Source organism: Rhodococcus sp. P3_B8 (assembly GCF_056402775.1).
This window is the reverse complement of the sequence record NZ_JBFUGT010000129.1, coordinates 1-17758: the sequence shown is the minus strand read 5'-3', so window position 1 is coordinate 17758 and position 17758 is coordinate 1. Positions and strand designations below refer to the sequence as shown.

Genomic DNA, 17758 nt, shown 5'->3' with positions numbered 1-17758 from the left:
CGTCGGTGACGGCCCGCTCGACGAAGCGGTTGCCGCCCATGCCCTCGAAACGCGAGAAGTCGATGGGCTCACCGACGCGGATGGTGACCTTCGCGGGACGCCACACCCGGGAGCCGATCGGGTTGACCTTCTCCGTACCGATCATCGCGACCGGGATGACCTTCACACCGGACTCCAGAGCCATGCGAGCCAGGCCCGTCTTGCCCTTGTAGAGGCGGCCGTCGGGCGACCGGGTGCCCTCCGGGTAGATCCCGAGCAGCTTGCCCTGCGAGAGGACGCGCAACCCGGCGTTCAATGCGTCCTGCGCGGCATCGGCGCCCGTCCGGTCGATCGGCACCTGACCGACCACCGAGAAGAACCAGCGCTGGAAGGCGCCCTTGAGTCCCGTCCCGGTGAAATACTCGCTCTTGGCGAGAAAAGTGATCCTCCGCGGCACACGCAACGGCAGGAAGAACGAATCCAGCACGGCCTGATGGTTACTCGCCAAGATGGCGCCACCCTCCGCCGGGATGTTCTCCGTACCCTCCACGGTCGGCCTACCCAGCCCCCAGAGAACCGGCCCCAAAAACACGTACTTGAAGAGCCAGTACCACATGGCGTCCCTCCCGTTCACAACCCAAGCTTCGTTCGGGTCGACTCTACTTCGGGCGGGTGAGGGTCGCTACACACGGCCGGGAGGCCCGCACAGCATCACACTCTGCGGGTTTACAGCAGTGGGCCGGACGTCAACCCACCCGATCGGGCAGGACAGCCCGGGCGAGTTCCGCCGCTCCGATCATGCCCGCCGCCTCCCCCAGCTGGGTCGGCCGGATGCGGGCCAGCGGCCGGTGCCCGGCCCCCGTCGTCAGAGCCGCGTAGTGCTCGCGGGCCTCGTCGATGAACAGCGGCGAGGAACTCGCGACGCCGCCGGCGATCACGACGAGATCCGGGTCGTACACATCCCCGATGAGCGCCAGGCCGACGCCGAGCCAACGGGCGAACTCCCGCATGGTCTCCAGTGCCAGCGGATCGCCGTCCTGTGCCGCGCCCGCGATCCGCCGGCCCGTCAGCGCACCCGGATCGACCGCCACGTCCCGCGCGAGGACCGTCGACGTCGCCGGATCCGCGGCCAGAAGTTCGATCGCGGTGTCGACGAGGGCCGTCCCGCTGCAGTACCGCTCCCAGCAGCCGTGCTTGCCGCACGCGCACGGCCGTCCGTCCGGGACCACCTGGATGTGGCCGAGTTCGGGTGCGACGCCGTGGCTGCCGCGGTACAGCCGACCGTCCGCGAGGAGTGCCGCCCCGATGCCCGTGCCGATGGCGAGCATCACCACGTTCCGGCCGCCTGCCGCAGCACCGAACCGGTGCTCGGCCCACGCCGCCGCGTTCACGTCGTGCTCGAGGATCACCGGCAGACCGAGACGCTGCCCGAGGTCCCGGCCGACGGGTGCACCCACCCACGGCAGATGCGGCGCGAACCGCACCGTCGTGCGGTCGGGGGTGATGAATCCGGCGACCGCCAGACCCACGGCGGCGACGTCGTGCCGTGCGGACAGCTCCCGGACCGCCCGGTCCAGGCCGTTCTCGAGCGCCTTCGCCGACGCCGGGGTCGGCGACTGGAGCGAGTCGAGCACCTCACCGGCCGAGTCGACCACCGACGCACGGATGCTCGTTCCACCCACGTCGATGCCGATGGTCAGCGCCGCGCTGCCGCCACGTTCGCTGCCCGTGCCTGTGCTCATGGAGATGATTGTGCCCATGCCGGATCGCCGACGTGCACGAGTCCGGCGATCCGGCCCTCGCGGGGCACGCTCAATGCTTGATGGTGACCGTGATCGGCTCGAACGCCGAGCCGCCGTCCGCTTCGGACGTTCCGCCGCCGGGGCCGGGTTCCGGAGCGTCGGGACCGCCGGGGCCCGGGGTGTCGTGAACGGCGTGTTCGTCGAGGACCTGCCGCAGCACCGCGATCAGCACGGACGCCTGGCCGGCGAGCAGGGTCACGAGATCGTGCTGCTCGCCGCGGATCAGAGCCGCGAGTGCGCACACCGGGCACCACGTGCATCCCGACCACTGCCCGGTTCCGGGGGGCGCGTCCTCGGCGCCCGTCTGGGCGTGCGGCGCCGCCGCACGCTGGAGAAGCGGCTCGAGACGGTCCAGGGCGGTCTCGGCGAGTGTCCGCAGCTCCGCCACCAGCTGCGCGTGGTCGTCGTTCATACCGGCCACACCTGCGGGTCGGGCGTGAAGCGCACGACCAGATCACTTCCGTCGAGTTCTGCGCCCGCGACGACGCACCGGCGCAGGACCGAGGCGAGGCGGACCCGGCGGCGCACCCCTTCAGCTCCCACGACCAAGTCGTCCTCCACTCGACCCAACGTGAGGGTCGACGGGTTCACGAGCGGCAGATACATCCGCATCGTGTACACAGAATCCACACCGGCCCCCGATTCCRGCCCCACCCGCACCGCGGGTGGGTTCTTCCCCAGCACCGCAACCGCGTCCGTGTCGTCGGCATACAACTCCCGGGCGATTCCGCCGAGATCGGCCCACCCTACCGGCTCCGTCACCGACCGGGTCACCGAGAGGATCACGGTGGTGCCCGCGGAGGCGGTCAGCTCGGCAAGGACCCGTTGCTGCAGGGCTCGCCGCCTGATCAACCATGCCACACCGGGATCGTCGTGTTCTGCCGGCGAATCGAAGTGCGGCAGAAGGTTGTTCACGAGGATGGCGTCGACGCGCAGGCCGGACAGCGCGGCGACTGCCACGGTGCGCCGGGTCTCCGTCAGCACCACCCGCTCCGGTGTCGTCACCAGTCGCACAGTGGTTTTCGCCCGGTTCGCGAGCATCTCCCGGACCTCGCCGACCGCGGCGACGACCTGTTCGATCAGCGTCACCAGCATCACGAGGCGGGGATCGGAACCCAGGAGCGCGGCGATGCGGCGGTGCTGCGGCCACACCCGCTCGATGTACTCGAGAGCCATCGCGGGCGCGGCGAGCGTCCGCAGGCAGTCCGCGGTGGGCGGGCAGTCCACCACGACGGCGTCGTAGTCGCCCTCCGTGGCGAACCGGACGACCTCACGCAGCCCGAGCACGTCCTGCACGCCGGGAAGCCCGGTCAGCTCCTCCGGTTCGAGCGCGGACAGCTGGGCGCCGTGGTCGTGTGTTCCGGCGGCCGCGAGAACCGCTGTCAGACTCCGGAATCTGTTCTCGAGCAACGTGAGGGTGTCGAGTTCGAGGACGTCGAGGGTGTCGGTCACGGACACGAGGTCCCGGGCGGCGGCGATCCCGATGACGTCGGCGAGAGAGTGCGCCTGGTCGAGCGAGACGAGCAGAGTCCGGCGTCCGGCCTCTGCGGCCGCCTGTGCCGTCGCGGCCGCGAGCGTCGTCTTTCCGACGCCCCCCTTCCCGACGAAGAACTGGACCCGGGCAGGTCCGGCACGACCCTCGCTGCTCAGCCTTCCACCCGTTTCTTGAGTTCCTTGAGCGCGGTGTCGGTGATCGCCTTCTCCGCCTTGCGCTTGAACAGGCCGATCATCGGGATGGTGAGGTCGACGGTGAGCTCGTACGTGACGGTGGTGCCGCCGCCCGGCTCGTCCTCCAGAACGTACGAACCGAACTGCGACTTCTGGATCTCACCGGACTCGAGTTCCCAGCTGACCGATTTGCCGTCGGGCGCCCAGTCGTAGCGGAGTACGTACGTGTCCTTGACCATGCCGGCGTCGAGCACGAACCGCACCCGGTCGGCCCGGCCGCCCTTGCCGGGTTCCATGACCTCGACGGACTTCGCCGCGGTCACCCACGCCGGGTACGCGTCGAAGTCGGCGATCACATCCATCACCCGGGCGGGCGGCGCCTCGATACTGATCGACCTCTTGGTCCTCTCGGGCATGGAGTGAACGCTTCCTTTCGCCTGGCCGACCCGCTCGTCGATCGCGGGGCCACGCCGTTACCGGTTTCGTATGTCTGTGTTGTGCCCGACTATCACACACGATCTCGGCGCTCTGACACAATGCCGACCCTGCCGCGGCGGGCGGATCCGCCTCAGGACGGCGGTTCTCCCGCAGCGCGACCTGCCTCGAGTTCCTTCTTCACTTCGAAGGACATCACTTTGCCCTCGACGCGCCTGCGACGGTTCAGTGCGGCCAGATCGGGGGTGCCCTCGCTGCGGGCCGGTTCGGCGTGGAGGAAGTAGTGGACGATCGCTCCGTCCAGCACCGGCTCGAGCCACACTTCCATGGTTCCGGTGAGCGGTCCGGCCACCGTCCACCGGATGCCCTTCTCGGCCCGGTCCTCGCGGACGGCGAGGGTGAGATCGGGCCACCACCGGCGCCAGCGGGCCGGCGGGGCGATCGCCGCCGCGACCTGCTGCGGTGGGGCCGCGATGAACGTCTGGTCTGCGACCTGAATGCTGCTCACGGCGACTAGCTTCACATACCGCCGTGAGCGGTGGCCGTGGGGTTCCGCGGCACCGCGCGGACAGGGCTCTGACCACCCTTCTTCGGCCAGGAAGCAGACCTGGCCGGGGAAGGTCTAAAGTTGGGAACGCAATCCTACTCGTCAGTATCTTCAGTGTCGGAGGTTTTCGTGCCCGAGTTCAGCGCGCCACAGTCGTTCACGATCGCGGAGGACGCGTCCGCGGTCGACTCGGTGTTCGCCCACGCCGCGGCCGACCCGACGCTGGTCGTGTACAAGCGCAAGATCGGCGGACGCTGGACCGACGTCACGGCCGCCGAATTCGCGGCACAGGTCACCGCAGTCGCCAAGGGTCTCATCGCCCTCGGCGTCCAGCAGGGCGACCGGGTGGCACTGATGTCGGCAACCCGCTACGAGTGGCCCCTCGTCGACTTCGCGATCTGGGCAGCGGGCGGCGTCACCGTCCCGATCTACGAGACATCCTCCGCCGAGCAGGTCCGGTGGATCCTCGAGGACTCCGCCGCGATCGATCTCGTCGTCGAGAACGCGACACACGCGGCCACCGTGAAGGCAGTCGCCGCCGAGGCGACCGCGCTGCGCGGCGTCTACCAGATCGAGGCGTCCGACGGCGGCCGCGGCGTCGTCGAGGAACTGACCGCACTGGGCGCCGACGTTCCCGACGCCGATGTCCGGGCCCGCGTCGCCGCGCTGAAGTCGAGCGATCCGGCCACCCTCATCTACACCTCCGGCACCACCGGCAGGCCCAAGGGCTGCCAGCTCACCCATTCCAACCTCATCGCCGAGTCCAAGGGCATCCTCGATTCCAGCCTCGGCACCCTGCTGAAGACGCCCGGCGTCAGCACCCTCATGTTCCTGCCGATGGCGCATGTGCTGGCGCGCGCCGTCAGCATCGCGTCGTTCGACGCCGGCGCCGCACTCGGACACACCAGCGACATCCCGAACCTCGTCCCCACGTTCGGCGAGTTCCGCCCCGACTTCATCCTGTCGGTGCCGCGGGTGTTCGAGAAGGTGTACAACAGCGCCCGCGCCAAGGCCCACGGCGAGGGCAAGGGCAAGATCTTCGACGCCGCCGCCGAGACGGCCATCGCCTGGAGCGAGGCTCAGGACAAGGGCGGGCCGGGACTGGTCCTCAAGGCCAAGCACGCACTGTTCGACAAGCTGGTGTTCTCGAAGCTGCGGGCCGCGCTCGGCGGCAAATGCCAGCTGGCGATCTCGGGCGGCGCCCCGCTCGGCGCCCGCCTCGGCCACTTCTTCCGCGGCATCGGCATCACGATCTACGAGGGCTACGGCCTCACCGAGACGTCCGCGGCGTTCGCGGTCAACACGATCGGCGAGCAGAAGGTCGGCTCGGTCGGCAAGCCGTTRGCGGGCAATTCCGTTCGCATCGCCGACGACGGTGAGATCCTGCTGTCGGGGCCGGTCGTCTTCAGCGGGTACTGGCGCAACGAGAACGCGACCGCCGACGCGATCGAGAACGGCTGGTTCCACACCGGCGACCTCGGGTCGGTCGACACGGACGGGTACATCACCATCACCGGCCGCAAGAAGGAGATCATCGTCACAGCGGGTGGCAAGAACGTCTCCCCCGCCCAGCTCGAGGATCACCTGCGTGCGCACCCGCTGATCAGCCAGGCCATCGTCGTCGGAGACCAGCAGCCGTTCATCGGCGCGCTGATCACCATCGACGCCGACGCACTGCCCGCATGGAACGAGCGCAACGGCAAGCCCGCAGGGACCACGGTCGCGGATCTGCTCACCGACGCCGACCTCACGGCCGAGATCGACGAAGCCGTCGCGGAGGCCAACAAGCTCGTGTCACACGCGGAGGCCATCAAGAAGTTCCGGGTCCTGCCCGTCGACTTCACCGAGGAAACCGGCGAGCTCACGCCGACGATGAAGCTCAAGCGCAACGTCGTGCACGACAGCTTCGCCGACGACATCGCGGCCATCTACGCGAAATAGTGCCCTCCGGGCTCGTGAGTACTTGTTAACCGCCCGCGGTTGACAAGTACTCACGGGCGGTCACGCAAGCAGTGCCTGCAGCTTGGCGGCGAGCACGTCCCATCGCCACTCCGCCTTGACCCATTCGCGGCCGGCCGCACCCATCGCGGCCGCGCGGTCGCGATCCGACAGCACCGAGATCACCGATCGCGCCACCTCTGCCACCGACGTGCCGTCCACGACCATCCCGGTTTCGTTCTGCCGCACCGTTTCCGGGGCGCCACCGGACTGTCCGGCGATGACCGGCACACCGGTGGCCGACGCCTCGAGGAAGACGATGCCGAGGCCTTCGACGTCGAGTCCCGCGCCCCTCGTGCGGCACGGCATCGCGAACACGTCGGCGATCGTGTGGTGCGCCGCCAGCTCCGCGGACGGCACCGTGCCCGTGAACACGACGTGGTCCTCCACCCCGACCGAGCGCGCGAGCGAGCGTAGACGGTCCTCGTAGGGGCCGCCGCCGACGATCACGAGCACGGCGCCGTCGATGTGCTCGCGGATGCCCGGGAGCGCCTTGATCAGGATGTCCTGGCCCTTGCGCGGCACGAGACGGGACAGGCACAGGACCGTCGGCCGCTCCCCCAGCCCGTACCGGGACCGCAGTTCGGCCCGCGCGCCGCTGTCCGGGGTGAACAGGTCGGTGTCGACTCCGGGCGGCAGGTGTTCGAGCGCGGCACTCGCGCCGAACGCGGACGCGAATCGGCCCCTCGTGTACCGGCTGACGTACGTGACGACGTCGGTCCGGTCACCGATCCGTCCGAGGGCCTGGCGGGCGGCGGGGAGCATCGACCAGCCGACCTCGTGCCCGTGGGTACTGGCGACCACCCGTTCCGCCCCGGCGCGGCGCAGCGTCGAACTCAGCAGCGCGAGCGGGGCCGCTGCGCCGAACCAGACGCCCGTGCAGTCGTGTTCGGCGAGCAGCTTGGCGGCCCGGCGGGCGACGAACGGCGTGGGCACCATCAACGTAGTGGGGTGCCGGACGACCTGAAACGGTTGCCGCGCATCGAACTTGATATGCGAGTCGCCGCGCCAGCGCGGGGCGTAGACGACCAGGTCGTCGGCGGGCAGGTGCTTGGCGAAGGTGTGCAGGTACGACTGGATTCCACCGGGTCGCGGCGGAAAATCGTTCGTCACCAACAGGGTTCGGCGCATGTGATCACCGTAGGCGGTGGACCGTGCGCAGGCGACGCAGGGTCACCCCAGGTGAGCGCCCACCCAGTCGGTCCAGCGGTCGCGGAACTGATCGGCGTCGACGCCGAGGACGTCGGACAGCCGTCCGTCGACCGTCTCCGGGTCCGCCTCGCCCACGGCCAGCGTCCGGTACAGCTCCGTCAGCCTCGATTCGCCGTACTGCTCCGCGACGAAGGCGTTGATCGACCATGCCGTCTCGTAGGCGACCGAGCCGCGTTCGCCGTATCCGGAGAAGTCGGTGTCCTCGGGGAACTCGGTCGGCGGACCCTCGGCGCCCACCTGCGCGGTCAGTGCCGGCGCGATCTGCCGTTCGGCCTCGCCGGTACCCCGGTATGCCGCGTATTCCGCGTAGCCCTCCAGCACCCACATCGGTGAGCGGTCCACCGTCTCGGCGCGCGCCGCCACGTGGATCAGCTCGTGCCGCAGGATCGCCCGCCGGGTGACCTCGGTCAGCCGGTCCTCGGACGCGGGGCTGAACACGATCCGCTGTCCGGTGACCGTGGCGGCGTCGGGGTCGACGGCGTCCGAGATGGCGACGGCGGCGATGTCGCGTCCATCGTGATTCGGGCCGACGAGCGCCGTGAACTCGTCCTGCGATCCCGCGACCCACACGAGCGCGCGGCCCGCCCAGTTCGAACCCCACAGCTGGGTGGCGTTGACGACGGCGGCGGGGAGTTCGTCCGCCAGCCGGTCGACCATGGTGGCGTTCTCGGGATGTCCGAGCACCACCGACGTTTGCCCGTCACCGGTGTCGACGCGACGCGACACGACGGGTCCGAAATCCCACGGTCCGCGCCAGGTCCGCCGGTCGCCGTCCACGGTGGCGCTGTCGCTGACCAGTGCCCAGCGCTCGCCGCGCCGGGCGACGACGAGAGCCACCGGTTTGCGGGTGGGGCTCTCGTCCGCGATCGCGTAGCGGAGCTGCACGGCGGGGGCCCACACCTCGTCGGCCCCGAGCGCGTCGCCGAGGCTCGACGGCACCGCTGTCTGGGCGCCCTCGGCGATCTCGTAGCCCCAGTCCGAGAACTCGACCCCGGCAACGTTGCCCGCCCGCCGCGTCTCGGCGGCCAGGAATCCCGGTGCCGCCGCCTGATCCATCAGACCGGACAACCGGGCCGCGTCGTTCGTCCGCACAGCCGACGCCCAGGTGTCGAGGAGCGTCTGGACGGCTGTCGCACGCGCGTCGGCGTCGGCCTGCGCGGTACCGACGGCTCCGTCCGTGCCCCGCTCGGTCCGGGAGAACCCGGTCAGCGCGAGGACGACGACGACGGCGAGGACGAGTCCGGCCAGTGCGGCCCGCTCCCACGGGCGCGCCTGACGGCGCGAGGTCGGATCCGTTGCGGGAGACGGGTCTGAAGCGGGCACGCCGGTGAGTGTATGAGCACGCCCGGCCGCCGCTGTCGGACGGTCGCCGTCAGTAGCGGCGCGCCCCGTAGAAGGGGAACTTCGCCATCGACTCGATCTTCACCGGCACACCGAACGTCGAGGCGTGGAGAATGTTGCCGTTCCCGGCATAGAGGCCGACGTGGGACGCGTCGTTGTAGAAGAGGACGACGTCGCCGGGCTGCAGGGCGTCGCGGGACACCGGGGTGCCGCCGCTGGCCTGCGCCTGACTGGACCTCGGCAGCGTCTTGCCGATCTGCTTGTACGCCCACACGACCAGTCCCGAGCAGTCGAATTCGTCCGGACCTGTGGCGCCCCACACGTAGGGGTCGCCGATACGGGTCATGCCTGCCTGCAGCGCGCTCGTGCCCGAGCCGGGGGTGAGATGCGCGAGGATCGTGTTCGGGTCGAAGCCGGGCGGGAAGGGCGTGCCCGCCAGCTGGTCGCGTTCGGCGCCGGTGAGATCTCCGAATGCCTTGATCACGTCGGCGATCTGCGCCTGCAGGTCGCTCTGCTTGCGTTGCAGATCGTCGCTCACCGCTTTGGCCTGCTCGGTCGCGGACCGTGCGGAATCGGCGGACTTCTTCGACGCCTCGGCGGCCTTCGTGGCTTCCGACGTGGCCGACTGGAACTGCGCGACCTGATTGCGGGTGTCGTTGGAGATGGCGTCCAGGGCGGACATCTGGTCCAGGAGCTGCTGCGGCGAATCGCTCACCATTACGGCGAAGAGGCGATTGGTCCGTGCGCCCTGGTAGTTGGCGGTGGCGAGCTTGTTCACGACAGGCTGGAAGACGGCGACGCGCGCGTTGGCGGCGTCGAGCACACCCTGGTCCGTTGCGAGCTGCGCGTCGGCGTCGCGTTGCGCCGACTGCTTGGCCGCGAGATCGATCTGCGCGTTGTGGAGTGCCTCCGACGTCTGCTCGGACTGCYGGGACAGGTCACCGAGCTTCGTCAGCGCGTCGGTCGGGTTGGTGGTCACCGGGTCTGCGCCGGCCTGGATCGCCGGCAGCGACACGAGGGCCACCGACAGCACGCCGGCGGTCAGCACGCTGCCCAGGGAGCGCTTCAACTTGTGTGAGGCCACGGAAATGCAGTTCTCCGATCGTCGCTCTCCACCAACCGGGCCGGGTGTCCGAGGCGCGGCTCAGGGATTTCCTCGGCCGATGCGACCGTGGAGTGCCGAAGAGGTGGTGACCCGCGTTGCCGCCCGGTTGGCGCGACAAGACTTCGCAAGGTCTCGGATAGGTTACGGAACGGCATACGTTTGTGTCCACCTATGTCACGAATGGGGTGGCGGGGACCACCCGACGGGTGAACGACACGCTGTCTGCCTGGGGCGCAACGACATCGWGGGTGGGTTCGAATCGTGATTCGAACCCACCCTCGGTGGTCGTGCGAGATCCTACGAAGCTACCCCGTGCATCCCCGCCCTCGACTCGGTGGATGCCTCGCCTCGCGTGTGGATCAGTAGCGGCGTGCGCCGTCGAAAGGCATGGACGCGATGGGCGCCAACTTGACGGGCTGACCCTCGGTGGAGGCGTGGATCACGTTGCCGTTGCCGGCGTAGATGCCCGAGTGCGATCCGCCGTAGAAGGAGACGACGTCGCCGGGGCGGAGATCGGACTGCGACACGGGAGCGCCTGCCGCCGCCTGCGCATAGCTGGTGCGCGGCAGGTTCAGTCCGGCCTGCTTGAACGCCCACTGCACCAGACCGGAGCAGTCGAACGAGTTGGGGCCGGCGGCGCCGTAGACGTACGGCGAGCCGAGCTTGGTCTGTGCGGCCTGAACGGCCTTGTCACCTGCGGTGCCGGCCGGCGCCGGGGGCGCGGGCAGGTTCGGGACACCGGGGATCTGCGGGATGACGACACCCGGGATCTCGAAGGTTCCGACTCCGGGGATGGTGACGGGATCTGCGGCCGCGGGGGCCGCGGTCGCGGTGAGCGCTCCGACTGCGAGCGCGCCGGCGACGACTGCCCGTCGCACATTCCGCTTGGAAACTTGTGACGCCACGAAAGGGGTACTCCGTTTCTTCCATTCATCCGCCGACCGAGTTAGCTGACGGGTTCGGGCTGGGAAGATCAGCCCTACCCACCGGTGCGTGAGGACGTCCCGGCGGGATTCACCCCAGTAGAAACTTGGGTTCCCGGTACGACCGCTCTCGCGAGTGGCCGATTAGGCGGTGACTAGCGATGCTGCCCCGGTGTTGGGGCTGCGAGACTCCGCTAGGTCTCAGGAAGGTTACGAAATGGAATACCCCGATGTCGACCGGAACACGCGGAAAGTGTCCGTTTGGGCCGATTCCGGCTTTGCGGGCGCGCGATACCCACATTCGGTAACGACCGGATAACAGGCGGTTTGTTTCCGATCTCTTTTCGACAGCGGGAGTGGGCATTTCGCGAAGCCTGACGACTCCCCGATTTTCTCCCGGTCAGCGTTCCCGCTGTTCAACCGGGGTGCCGCGGACCGCACCCGCGACACGCGCCCGACCCGCCGGTACCGGTCCCCGCCCCGTCCGAACACCTCGTTCGCGGCCGCGCGCCCGACCCGCGCACCGCCCGCGACCGCCGCCCGAGACGGTCAGTGTGATCCTCGTCTCTCCGGGCTCTCCGGGCGGTTCTGTCGGTGCCCGTCCATACGCTCTGAGCCGTGAGCGTCCCCGGTGTACCCGAACAGCTGAGATTCGACGAGCTCGACACCCCACTGCGGGACACCACGTTCGTGGTGGTCGACCTCGAGACCACCGGAGCGCGGCCGGGCGAGGACGCCATCACCGAGATCGGCGCCGTGAAGATCCGCGGTGGCGAGGTGATCGCCGAAATGGCCACTCTCGTCGACCCGGGACGGTCCATCCCCCCGCACATCGTGGAGATCACCGGCATCACCACCGCCATGGTGATCGACGCCCCGCGGATCGAGCGAGTGCTGCCGGCGTTCCTGGAGTTCGCACGCGGCGCGGTGCTCGTCGCGCACAACGCCCCGTTCGACACGGGCTTCCTCAAGGCCGCCGCGTCCGCCACCGACACCCCCTGGCCCAAGTTCACCGTGCTCTGCACCGTCAAACTGGCCCGGCGCGTCCTCAGCCGCGACGAAGCGCCGTCCGTCAAGCTGTCGTCGCTGGCCCGGCTGTTCGACGTCGGGACCACTCCGACCCACCGGGCACTCGACGACGCCCGGGCCACCGTCGACGTCCTGCACGCCCTCATCGCGAGGGTCGGCAATCAAGGGGTGCACAGTCTCACCGAGCTCGTCGACTACCTTCCCGACGTCTCCTCGCACCAGCGGGCGAAACGGACGCTCGCCAGCCATCTCCCCCACGCTCCGGGCGTGTACCTGTTCCGCGGACCGTCCGACGAGGTCCTGTACGTCGGCACGGCGACCGATCTGCGCCGGCGGGTGCGCAACTACTTCACCGGCTCGGAGACGCGTGGCCGGATGAAGGAGATGGTGGCCTTGACCACCCGGATCGACCACGTCGAGTGCGCGCATGCACTCGAGGCGGGTGTGCGCGAGCTCCGGCTGCTCGCCGCGCACACGCCGCCGTACAACCGGAGGTCCAAATACCCGAAACGCGGGTGGTGGATCACGCTCACCGTCGAGGCCTTCCCCCGACTGTCGGTGGTGCGCACCCCGACCGCCGACTCGCTCGGTCCGTTCCGGTCCCGCTCGACCGCCGTCGACGTCGCCGACGTCCTCGCCGAGTACTGCATTCTCCGCACCTGCACGAGCCGCATCCCGAAGGGAAGGGAGCACGGTCCGCAGTGCCCACCCCGCGAGCTCGGAGGCTGCCCGGCGTCCGTCCACGACCGCGCCACGGAGGACGACTACCGTCCCGGGCCGGCACTCTTCCGGCAGTTCCTGCGCGGCCTGGAGGACGCCCCGCTGCAGCGCATGCGCGCACGGGTGGAGGAGCTGGCCGCCGGCGAGTTGTTCGAGAACGCCGCACGGCTGCGTGATCGCACCGCGGAGGTCGTGCTCGCGTTGCGGAGGATGCAGCGCCTTGCCGCCCTCACCGCGCTCGATCAGCTCGTGGCCGCTCGCCCGGCCGCGACCGGCGGCTGGGAGTTCGCGGTGATCCGTTCCGGGCGTCTCGCGTCCGCGGGCTGCGCCCGGCGCGGAATTCACCCGATGCCGGTGGTCGATGCACTCGTCCTCACCGCCGAAACCGTCGTTCCCGACGCAACTCCGCTCCGCGGCGCGTCCCCCGAGGAGGCCGGCCTGCTCGCGCGCTGGCTCGACCAGGAGGACACCCGCATCGTCAGCGCATCCGCGGGCTGGTGCGAGCCCGCACGGGGCGCCGGATCCTGGTCCGAGTGGTGCGCACTGGCGCGAGCGGGCAGCGCGTCGACACGGGACGCCGAGACCCGACCACCCGCGCCGGGTTCCGCCGACCACCGCTTAGGCTGGCGATCATGATCAACGCCATCGTCCTGATCCACGCCGAAGCCCACCGCATCCCGGAGACCGCTCAGGCCGTCGCCGACATCGAGGGCGTCGACAAGGTCTATTCCTGCGCAGGCGACGTCGACCTGATCGCGATCGTGCGGGTCCGGGACCACGCGAAGATCGCGGAGGTCGTCACCGAGGGAATCAACAAGGTGGACGGCGTCTCCCGGACGGCGACGCACATCGCGTTCCAGTCCTACTCCAGCGCCGACGTCGAAGCGGGCTTCTCGATCGGCGAATAGCTCCGCCGACTATTTGCTGGTGGCCAGTCCCGACGTGAGTTCCGCCCACCGCGCGAGCAGCGTCGCGGCCGCTCCACTGTCGATCGACTGCGCCGCCGCCGAGAGTCCGTCCGACAGCGCGTCTTCGAGCGTCCGGCCGCCGAGTCCCCGGAACGCGGCGATCGCCGCCGCGGCGTTGAGCAGGACCGCGTCGCGGACGGGTCCGGTCTCACCGGCGAGGAGTCGCCGGGCCACCGCCGCGTTCACCTCGGCATCGCCGCCGCGCAGTTCGTCGAGCGACACCCGCGCGATCCCGATGTCCCTGGGGTCGAGCTGACGGGTGGTCACCGCCCCGTCCGCCACGATGTGCACGGTCGACGTGGTCGACGTCGTCAACTCGTCCAGGCCGTCGTCACCGCGCACCACGAGCGCCGAGTTGCCGCGCTGCGCGAGCACACCGGCGACCACCGAGATCAGGCCCGGGAACGCGCAGCCGATGAGGCCGGCCCGCGGACGGGCCGGATTGGTGAGCGGTCCGAGCACGTTGAAGACGGTCGGGATGCCGATCTCCTTGCGCGGCGCGCCCGCGAACCGCAGGGCGGGATGGAACACCGGCGCGAAGCAGAAACCGATGCCGACCTCCCGGACGCAGCGGGCCACCTCGTCGGGGCCGAGATTGATCTTCACCCCGAGTGCCTCGAGAACGTCCGCGCCGCCGCTCTTGGACGACGCGGCCCGGTTTCCGTGTTTGACGACGCGAATGCCGGACGCCGCGACCACGAGTGACGCCATCGTGGAGATGTTCACGGTGTTGGATCGGTCACCACCGGTGCCGACGATGTCGACGACGTCGTCGTCGACGGGGACCTTGCGCGCGTGCCCGAGCATCGAGTCCGCGAGTCCGCGCAACTCCTCCGGTGTCTCGCCCTTCATCTTGAGGGCGACCCCGAACGCCGCGATCTGCGCGGACGTGGCGTTGTCGGACATGATCTCGTCCATCGCCCATCTCGCCTCGTCCACCGACAGGTCACGTCCGTCGGTGAGCGTGCCGAGGACCGACGGCCACGTGCGTGCCGGCCGCACACCGTCGTTCGTCCCCTGAGCAGTCGGGCTCTGCATCGTCGTGTCCCCTTGTACTAGTGGCGGATCCGGTCCTGGCAGCCTAGTCACCGGGCGGATCGGACTCGCGCGCCGGTTGCGTCGCGTCCCAGCCGTCGACCGAGCCACCGAGCCGCTGCGCCAGCCCGGCCATTCTCGACCGTTCCTGAGAACAGTGCAGCGCATCGAGGATCTGGACCCGCTGCAGCACGAGTCCGACCGTCGCACCGTCCTCGGCCGGGTATGCCGGACCGTCCGGATCCTGCGGTCGGTAACCGTCCTGCGCGGCGATCGACACGGCGTCGGCCACGGACGAGGCGGGCAGCCGCAGATGGTGCCGCAGCACCGCTTCCGCGCCGGCGTCCCACCGCGGATTCTCGGCGGCGGCGCGGTCGAGCGCGGTCGAGCACGCCTCCACGTCGTCGAAGCTCGAGGCGACGACCACGAGGTCGGGACGATCCTGATCGAGAGGGGCCGGTTGCCGACTGCCGAACAGCCTCCGCAGCCACCCCGTACTGTTGTCACGAGAGCGCATGACTCCACCCTTTCACGGTCCGCCACCAGGGCTGTCAGCAGGGAGAATCGGACAAGCGGGGCGCGTCGMCGCGCCGAGGGTGGACCCGGGTAGTCGTCTCTTACGACGAAGCGTCATACTTCTGTCTGTGACGAGCGCAGTAGGGACTTCAGGATCAGCAATCACCCAACGCGTGCACTCGCTGAACCGACCTAACATGGTCAGCGTTGGCACCATCGTGTGGTTGTCAAGTGAGCTCATGTTCTTCGCAGGGCTCTTCGCCATGTACTTCGTGGCGCGAGCACAGGCGAATGGGAACTGGCCGCCGGAGCCGACCGAGCTGAATCTGTTCCTCGCCGTACCGGTGACGCTGGTGCTGATCGCCTCGTCGTTCACCTGCCAGATGGGTGTGTTCGCGGCCGAGCGCGGCGACGTCTTCGGCCTCCGCCGGTGGTACCTCCTGACGCTGGCGATGGGCACCTTCTTCGTCCTCGGCCAGGCCTACGAGTACATCCACCTCGTCGAGCACGGCACCTCGATCTCCAGCAGCGTGTACGGCTCGGTGTTCTACATGACCACCGGCTTCCACGGCATGCACGTGATCGGCGGCCTCATCGCGTTCGTCTTCCTGATCGCACGCACCAAGGTCAGCAAGTTCACGCCCGCCCAGGCCACCGCCGCCATCGTCGTCTCGTACTACTGGCACTTCGTCGACATCGTGTGGATCGGCCTGTTCGCCACGATCTATTTCATCCGTTGATCAGCTGAACGCCCCAGGCAGCCCCCTGACGTCCAGTCCGTCCCGACATACCAAAGGGATACAGATGAGTTCATCCCCCCCTCCCGCATCCGATACCACAGCGTCTGCCGCGAAGGCACGCCGCCAGCGGAAGCTCCGCAGGCGCGTCACGGGCGCCCTGGTCCTGATGATGGGACTGGTCAGCGCCGGTTTCCTCGCGTCCGCGTTGACGCCGACCCCGCAGGTGGCCACCGCCACCGACGATCAGGCAGCACTGATCCGCGAGGGCAAGCAGTTGTACGACACGTCGTGCATCACGTGCCACGGCGCGAACCTGCAGGGTGTGCAGGATCGCGGACCGAGCCTGATCGGTGTCGGCGAGGCAGCCGTGTACTTCCAGGTGTCGTCGGGACGCATGCCGGCCTCGCGCAACGAGGCCCAGGTCGAGCGCAAGCCCGTCAAGTTCGACGCCGAGCAGACGGACGCCATCGGCGCGTACGTCCAGGCCAACGGTGGCGGCCCCACCGTCATCCGCGACGAGAACGGCGAGATCGCCCAGTCGTCGCTGCGCGGCGGCGACATCGGACGCGGCAGCGAGCTCTTCCGCCTCAACTGCGCGTCCTGCCACAACTTCACCGGGCGTGGCGGTGCGCTCTCGTCCGGTAAGTACGCGCCGGTCCTCGACCCGGCCAGCGAGCAGCAGATCTACGCCGCGATGGTCACCGGCCCGCAGAACATGCCCAAGTTCTCGGACCGTCAGCTGACCCTCGAGGAGAAGAAGGACATCATCGCCTACATCAAGTCGTCAGGCGAGACGAAGCAGCCCGGCGGCTACGGACTCGGCGGCATCGGTCCCGCCTCCGAGGGCTTGGCCATGTGGGTCATCGGAATCATCGCTGTCGTCGGTGCAGCACTGTGGATCGGAGCAAGGTCATGAGCGACGCTGGCCAGCCGGGCGGCGCCACGCCAAAGAAGTACACGGATGCAGAACTCGAGAACCTGAGCCGCGACGAACTGGTCGAGCTCGGCACCAACCTCGACCACGTCGATGTCGCGTTCCGCCGCAACCGCTGGGCGGTTCCGGGGACGAAGGCCGAGAAGCGCGCCGAGCGGTCGGTCGCCTTCTGGTTCGCTCTCTCCGGCATCTCGGCGATCGCGTTCATCGCGATCTACCTCTTCTGGCCCTGGGAGTACGCAGGCGCCGGCGAGGAGCACTACTCGGCCTACAGCCTGTACACGCCGCTGATCGGCCTCACCATGGGTCTGGCCATCCTCGGCCTCGGTGTCGGAGCGGTGCAGTTCACCAAGAAGTTCATCCCCGAAGAGGTGTCCATCCAGGACCGCCACGACGGTGGATCGTCCGAGGTCGATCGCAAGACGATCGTCGCGGAACTCGGCGACTCGTTCGACACGTCGACGCTGGGACGCCGCAAGCTCCTCAAGCGCACCCTCATCTTCGGCGGCGGTGCCCTCGGCATCATGTCCGTCATGCCCCTCGGTGGTCTGGTCAAGAACCCGTGGGCCAAGCGCGACGACTCCCCGCTGTGGGTGTCGGGATGGACGCCCCGCTACGCGGGCGAGACCATCTACCTGCGCCGCGACACCGGTCGCCCCGAGGACGTCGTCCTCGTCCGCCCGGAAGACCTGGACGCCGGCGCCATGGAAACGGTGTTCCCGTTCCGTGAGTCCGACCGCGGCGACCACGACGCGCTGCTCGAGGCGCTGCGCGGCATCCGCAACGCGACCATGCTCATCCGCCTC

The 17758-nt window shown here is 69.2% G+C and carries 18 protein-coding genes and 1 riboswitch; of the genes, 6 read left to right on the top strand and 12 right to left on the bottom strand.

Annotated elements, in window-relative coordinates; all coding sequences use genetic code 11:
- From AC1D1G_RS28075 to AC1D1G_RS28050, 6 genes are all read right to left on the bottom strand, one after another.
- The coding region (locus AC1D1G_RS28075) for a lysophospholipid acyltransferase family protein (RefSeq protein ID WP_477954567.1) at nt 1-595 on the bottom strand (595 nt) is incomplete at its 3' end.
- Between the two features lie 130 nt (nt 596-725).
- On the bottom strand, nt 726-1739 hold the full coding sequence (locus AC1D1G_RS28070; RefSeq protein WP_280782580.1) for an ROK family protein: 1014 nt from the start codon (nt 1737-1739) through the stop codon (nt 726-728).
- Between the two features lie 52 nt (nt 1740-1791).
- Nucleotides 1792-2193: a hypothetical protein gene (locus AC1D1G_RS28065; protein WP_280782581.1), complete on the bottom strand. Its 402-nt coding sequence runs from the start codon at nt 2191-2193 to the stop codon at nt 1792-1794.
- On the bottom strand, nt 2190-3431 hold the full coding sequence (locus AC1D1G_RS28060; RefSeq protein WP_477954568.1) for an ArsA family ATPase: 1242 nt from the start codon (nt 3429-3431) through the stop codon (nt 2190-2192). The genes AC1D1G_RS28065 and AC1D1G_RS28060 overlap by 4 nt, the downstream gene beginning before the upstream one ends.
- Nucleotides 3428-3865, bottom strand: a complete 438-nt coding sequence (locus AC1D1G_RS28055; RefSeq protein ID WP_009473765.1) for an SRPBCC family protein — start codon at nt 3863-3865, stop codon at nt 3428-3430. The genes AC1D1G_RS28060 and AC1D1G_RS28055 overlap by 4 nt, the downstream gene beginning before the upstream one ends.
- Nucleotides 3866-4017: 152 nt before the next feature.
- Nucleotides 4018-4392 carry a hypothetical protein gene (locus AC1D1G_RS28050; RefSeq protein ID WP_005260151.1) on the bottom strand — a complete coding sequence of 125 codons (375 nt, stop codon included), beginning with the start codon at nt 4390-4392 and terminating at the stop codon, nt 4018-4020.
- A 168-nt stretch (nt 4393-4560) separates the two neighbouring features.
- Here AC1D1G_RS28050 and AC1D1G_RS28045 point away from each other — a divergent pair, with 168 nt between their 5' ends.
- Entirely contained in the window at nt 4561-6372 is a 1812-nt protein-coding gene (locus tag AC1D1G_RS28045) for an AMP-dependent synthetase/ligase (protein WP_280782582.1), read from the top strand.
- A gap of 60 nt (nt 6373-6432) precedes the next feature.
- Here AC1D1G_RS28045 and AC1D1G_RS28040 read toward each other — a convergent pair whose 3' ends face one another.
- The 4 genes from AC1D1G_RS28040 to AC1D1G_RS28025 form a co-directional block, all read right to left on the bottom strand.
- On the bottom strand, nt 6433-7560 hold the full coding sequence (locus tag AC1D1G_RS28040) for a glycosyltransferase family 4 protein (protein ID WP_477954564.1): 1128 nt from the start codon (nt 7558-7560) through the stop codon (nt 6433-6435).
- A 42-nt stretch (nt 7561-7602) separates the two neighbouring features.
- A complete protein-coding gene (locus AC1D1G_RS28035; protein WP_477954563.1) occupies nt 7603-8964 on the bottom strand; it encodes a peptidase MA family metallohydrolase in 1362 nt (453 codons plus the stop codon).
- A 49-nt stretch (nt 8965-9013) separates the two neighbouring features.
- A complete protein-coding gene (locus tag AC1D1G_RS28030) occupies nt 9014-10066 on the bottom strand; it encodes a C40 family peptidase (RefSeq protein ID WP_477954562.1) in 1053 nt (350 codons plus the stop codon).
- Between the two features lie 380 nt (nt 10067-10446).
- Complete coding sequence (locus tag AC1D1G_RS28025; protein WP_198601990.1) at nt 10447-10992, bottom strand: NlpC/P60 family protein; 546 nt, start codon at nt 10990-10992, stop codon at nt 10447-10449.
- Nucleotides 10993-11006: 14 nt separating this feature from the next.
- A riboswitch (cyclic di-AMP (ydaO/yuaA leader) is annotated at nt 11007-11171 on the bottom strand.
- Nucleotides 11172-11628: 457 nt separating this feature from the next.
- Between AC1D1G_RS28025 and AC1D1G_RS28020 the strand changes: the two genes are divergently transcribed.
- Both AC1D1G_RS28020 and AC1D1G_RS28015 read left to right on the top strand, forming a co-directional pair.
- Nucleotides 11629-13395, top strand: coding sequence for a DEDD exonuclease domain-containing protein (locus AC1D1G_RS28020; RefSeq protein ID WP_477954559.1), 1767 nt, complete (start codon nt 11629-11631; stop codon nt 13393-13395).
- Entirely contained in the window at nt 13392-13667 is a 276-nt protein-coding gene (locus AC1D1G_RS28015; protein ID WP_005247708.1) for an Lrp/AsnC family transcriptional regulator, read from the top strand. Before AC1D1G_RS28020 ends, AC1D1G_RS28015 begins: the two co-directional genes overlap by 4 nt.
- A 9-nt stretch (nt 13668-13676) precedes the next feature.
- On the opposite strand, the gene trpD is transcribed toward AC1D1G_RS28015, so the two are convergent.
- The gene (trpD, locus tag AC1D1G_RS28010; RefSeq protein WP_280782587.1) at nt 13677-14765 is read right to left on the bottom strand and encodes an anthranilate phosphoribosyltransferase; all 1089 of its coding nucleotides are present in this window, start codon (nt 14763-14765) and stop codon (nt 13677-13679) included.
- A 43-nt stretch (nt 14766-14808) separates the two neighbouring features.
- On the bottom strand, nt 14809-15279 hold the full coding sequence (locus AC1D1G_RS28005) for a hypothetical protein (protein ID WP_477954557.1): 471 nt from the start codon (nt 15277-15279) through the stop codon (nt 14809-14811).
- A 127-nt stretch (nt 15280-15406) separates the two neighbouring features.
- On the opposite strand from AC1D1G_RS28005, the gene ctaE reads away from it, so the two are divergent.
- The 3 genes from ctaE to AC1D1G_RS27990 all read left to right on the top strand — a co-directional run.
- The gene (ctaE, locus tag AC1D1G_RS28000; RefSeq protein WP_005260123.1) at nt 15407-16018 is read left to right on the top strand and encodes an aa3-type cytochrome oxidase subunit III; all 612 of its coding nucleotides are present in this window, start codon (nt 15407-15409) and stop codon (nt 16016-16018) included.
- 64 nt (nt 16019-16082) lie between these two features.
- The gene (qcrC, locus tag AC1D1G_RS27995; RefSeq protein ID WP_105413619.1) at nt 16083-16934 is read left to right on the top strand and encodes a cytochrome bc1 complex diheme cytochrome c subunit; all 852 of its coding nucleotides are present in this window, start codon (nt 16083-16085) and stop codon (nt 16932-16934) included.
- The coding region (locus tag AC1D1G_RS27990) for a cytochrome bc1 complex Rieske iron-sulfur subunit (protein WP_477954555.1) at nt 16931-17758 on the top strand (828 nt) is incomplete at its 3' end. The genes qcrC and AC1D1G_RS27990, both read left to right, overlap by 4 nt.

What these genes read in the sequence shown, in the direction of transcription:
- AC1D1G_RS28070 (WP_280782580.1), bottom strand. Translation starts at nt 1,739, where the DNA reads ATGGGCACAATCATCTCCATGAGCACAGGCACGGGCAGCGAACGTGGC.
- trpD (WP_280782587.1), bottom strand. Translation starts at nt 14,765, where the DNA reads ATGCAGAGCCCGACTGCTCAGGGGACGAACGACGGTGTGCGGCCGGCA.
- AC1D1G_RS28055 (WP_009473765.1), bottom strand. Translation starts at nt 3,865, where the DNA reads ATGCCCGAGAGGACCAAGAGGTCGATCAGTATCGAGGCGCCGCCCGCC.
- AC1D1G_RS28015 (WP_005247708.1), top strand. Translation starts at nt 13,392, where the DNA reads ATGATCAACGCCATCGTCCTGATCCACGCCGAAGCCCACCGCATCCCG.
- AC1D1G_RS28065 (WP_280782581.1), bottom strand. Translation starts at nt 2,193, where the DNA reads ATGAACGACGACCACGCGCAGCTGGTGGCGGAGCTGCGGACACTCGCC.
- AC1D1G_RS28040 (WP_477954564.1), bottom strand. Translation starts at nt 7,560, where the DNA reads ATGCGCCGAACCCTGTTGGTGACGAACGATTTTCCGCCGCGACCCGGT.
- qcrC (WP_105413619.1), top strand. Translation starts at nt 16,083, where the DNA reads ATGAGTTCATCCCCCCCTCCCGCATCCGATACCACAGCGTCTGCCGCG.
- AC1D1G_RS28005 (WP_477954557.1), bottom strand. Translation starts at nt 15,279, where the DNA reads ATGCGCTCTCGTGACAACAGTACGGGGTGGCTGCGGAGGCTGTTCGGC.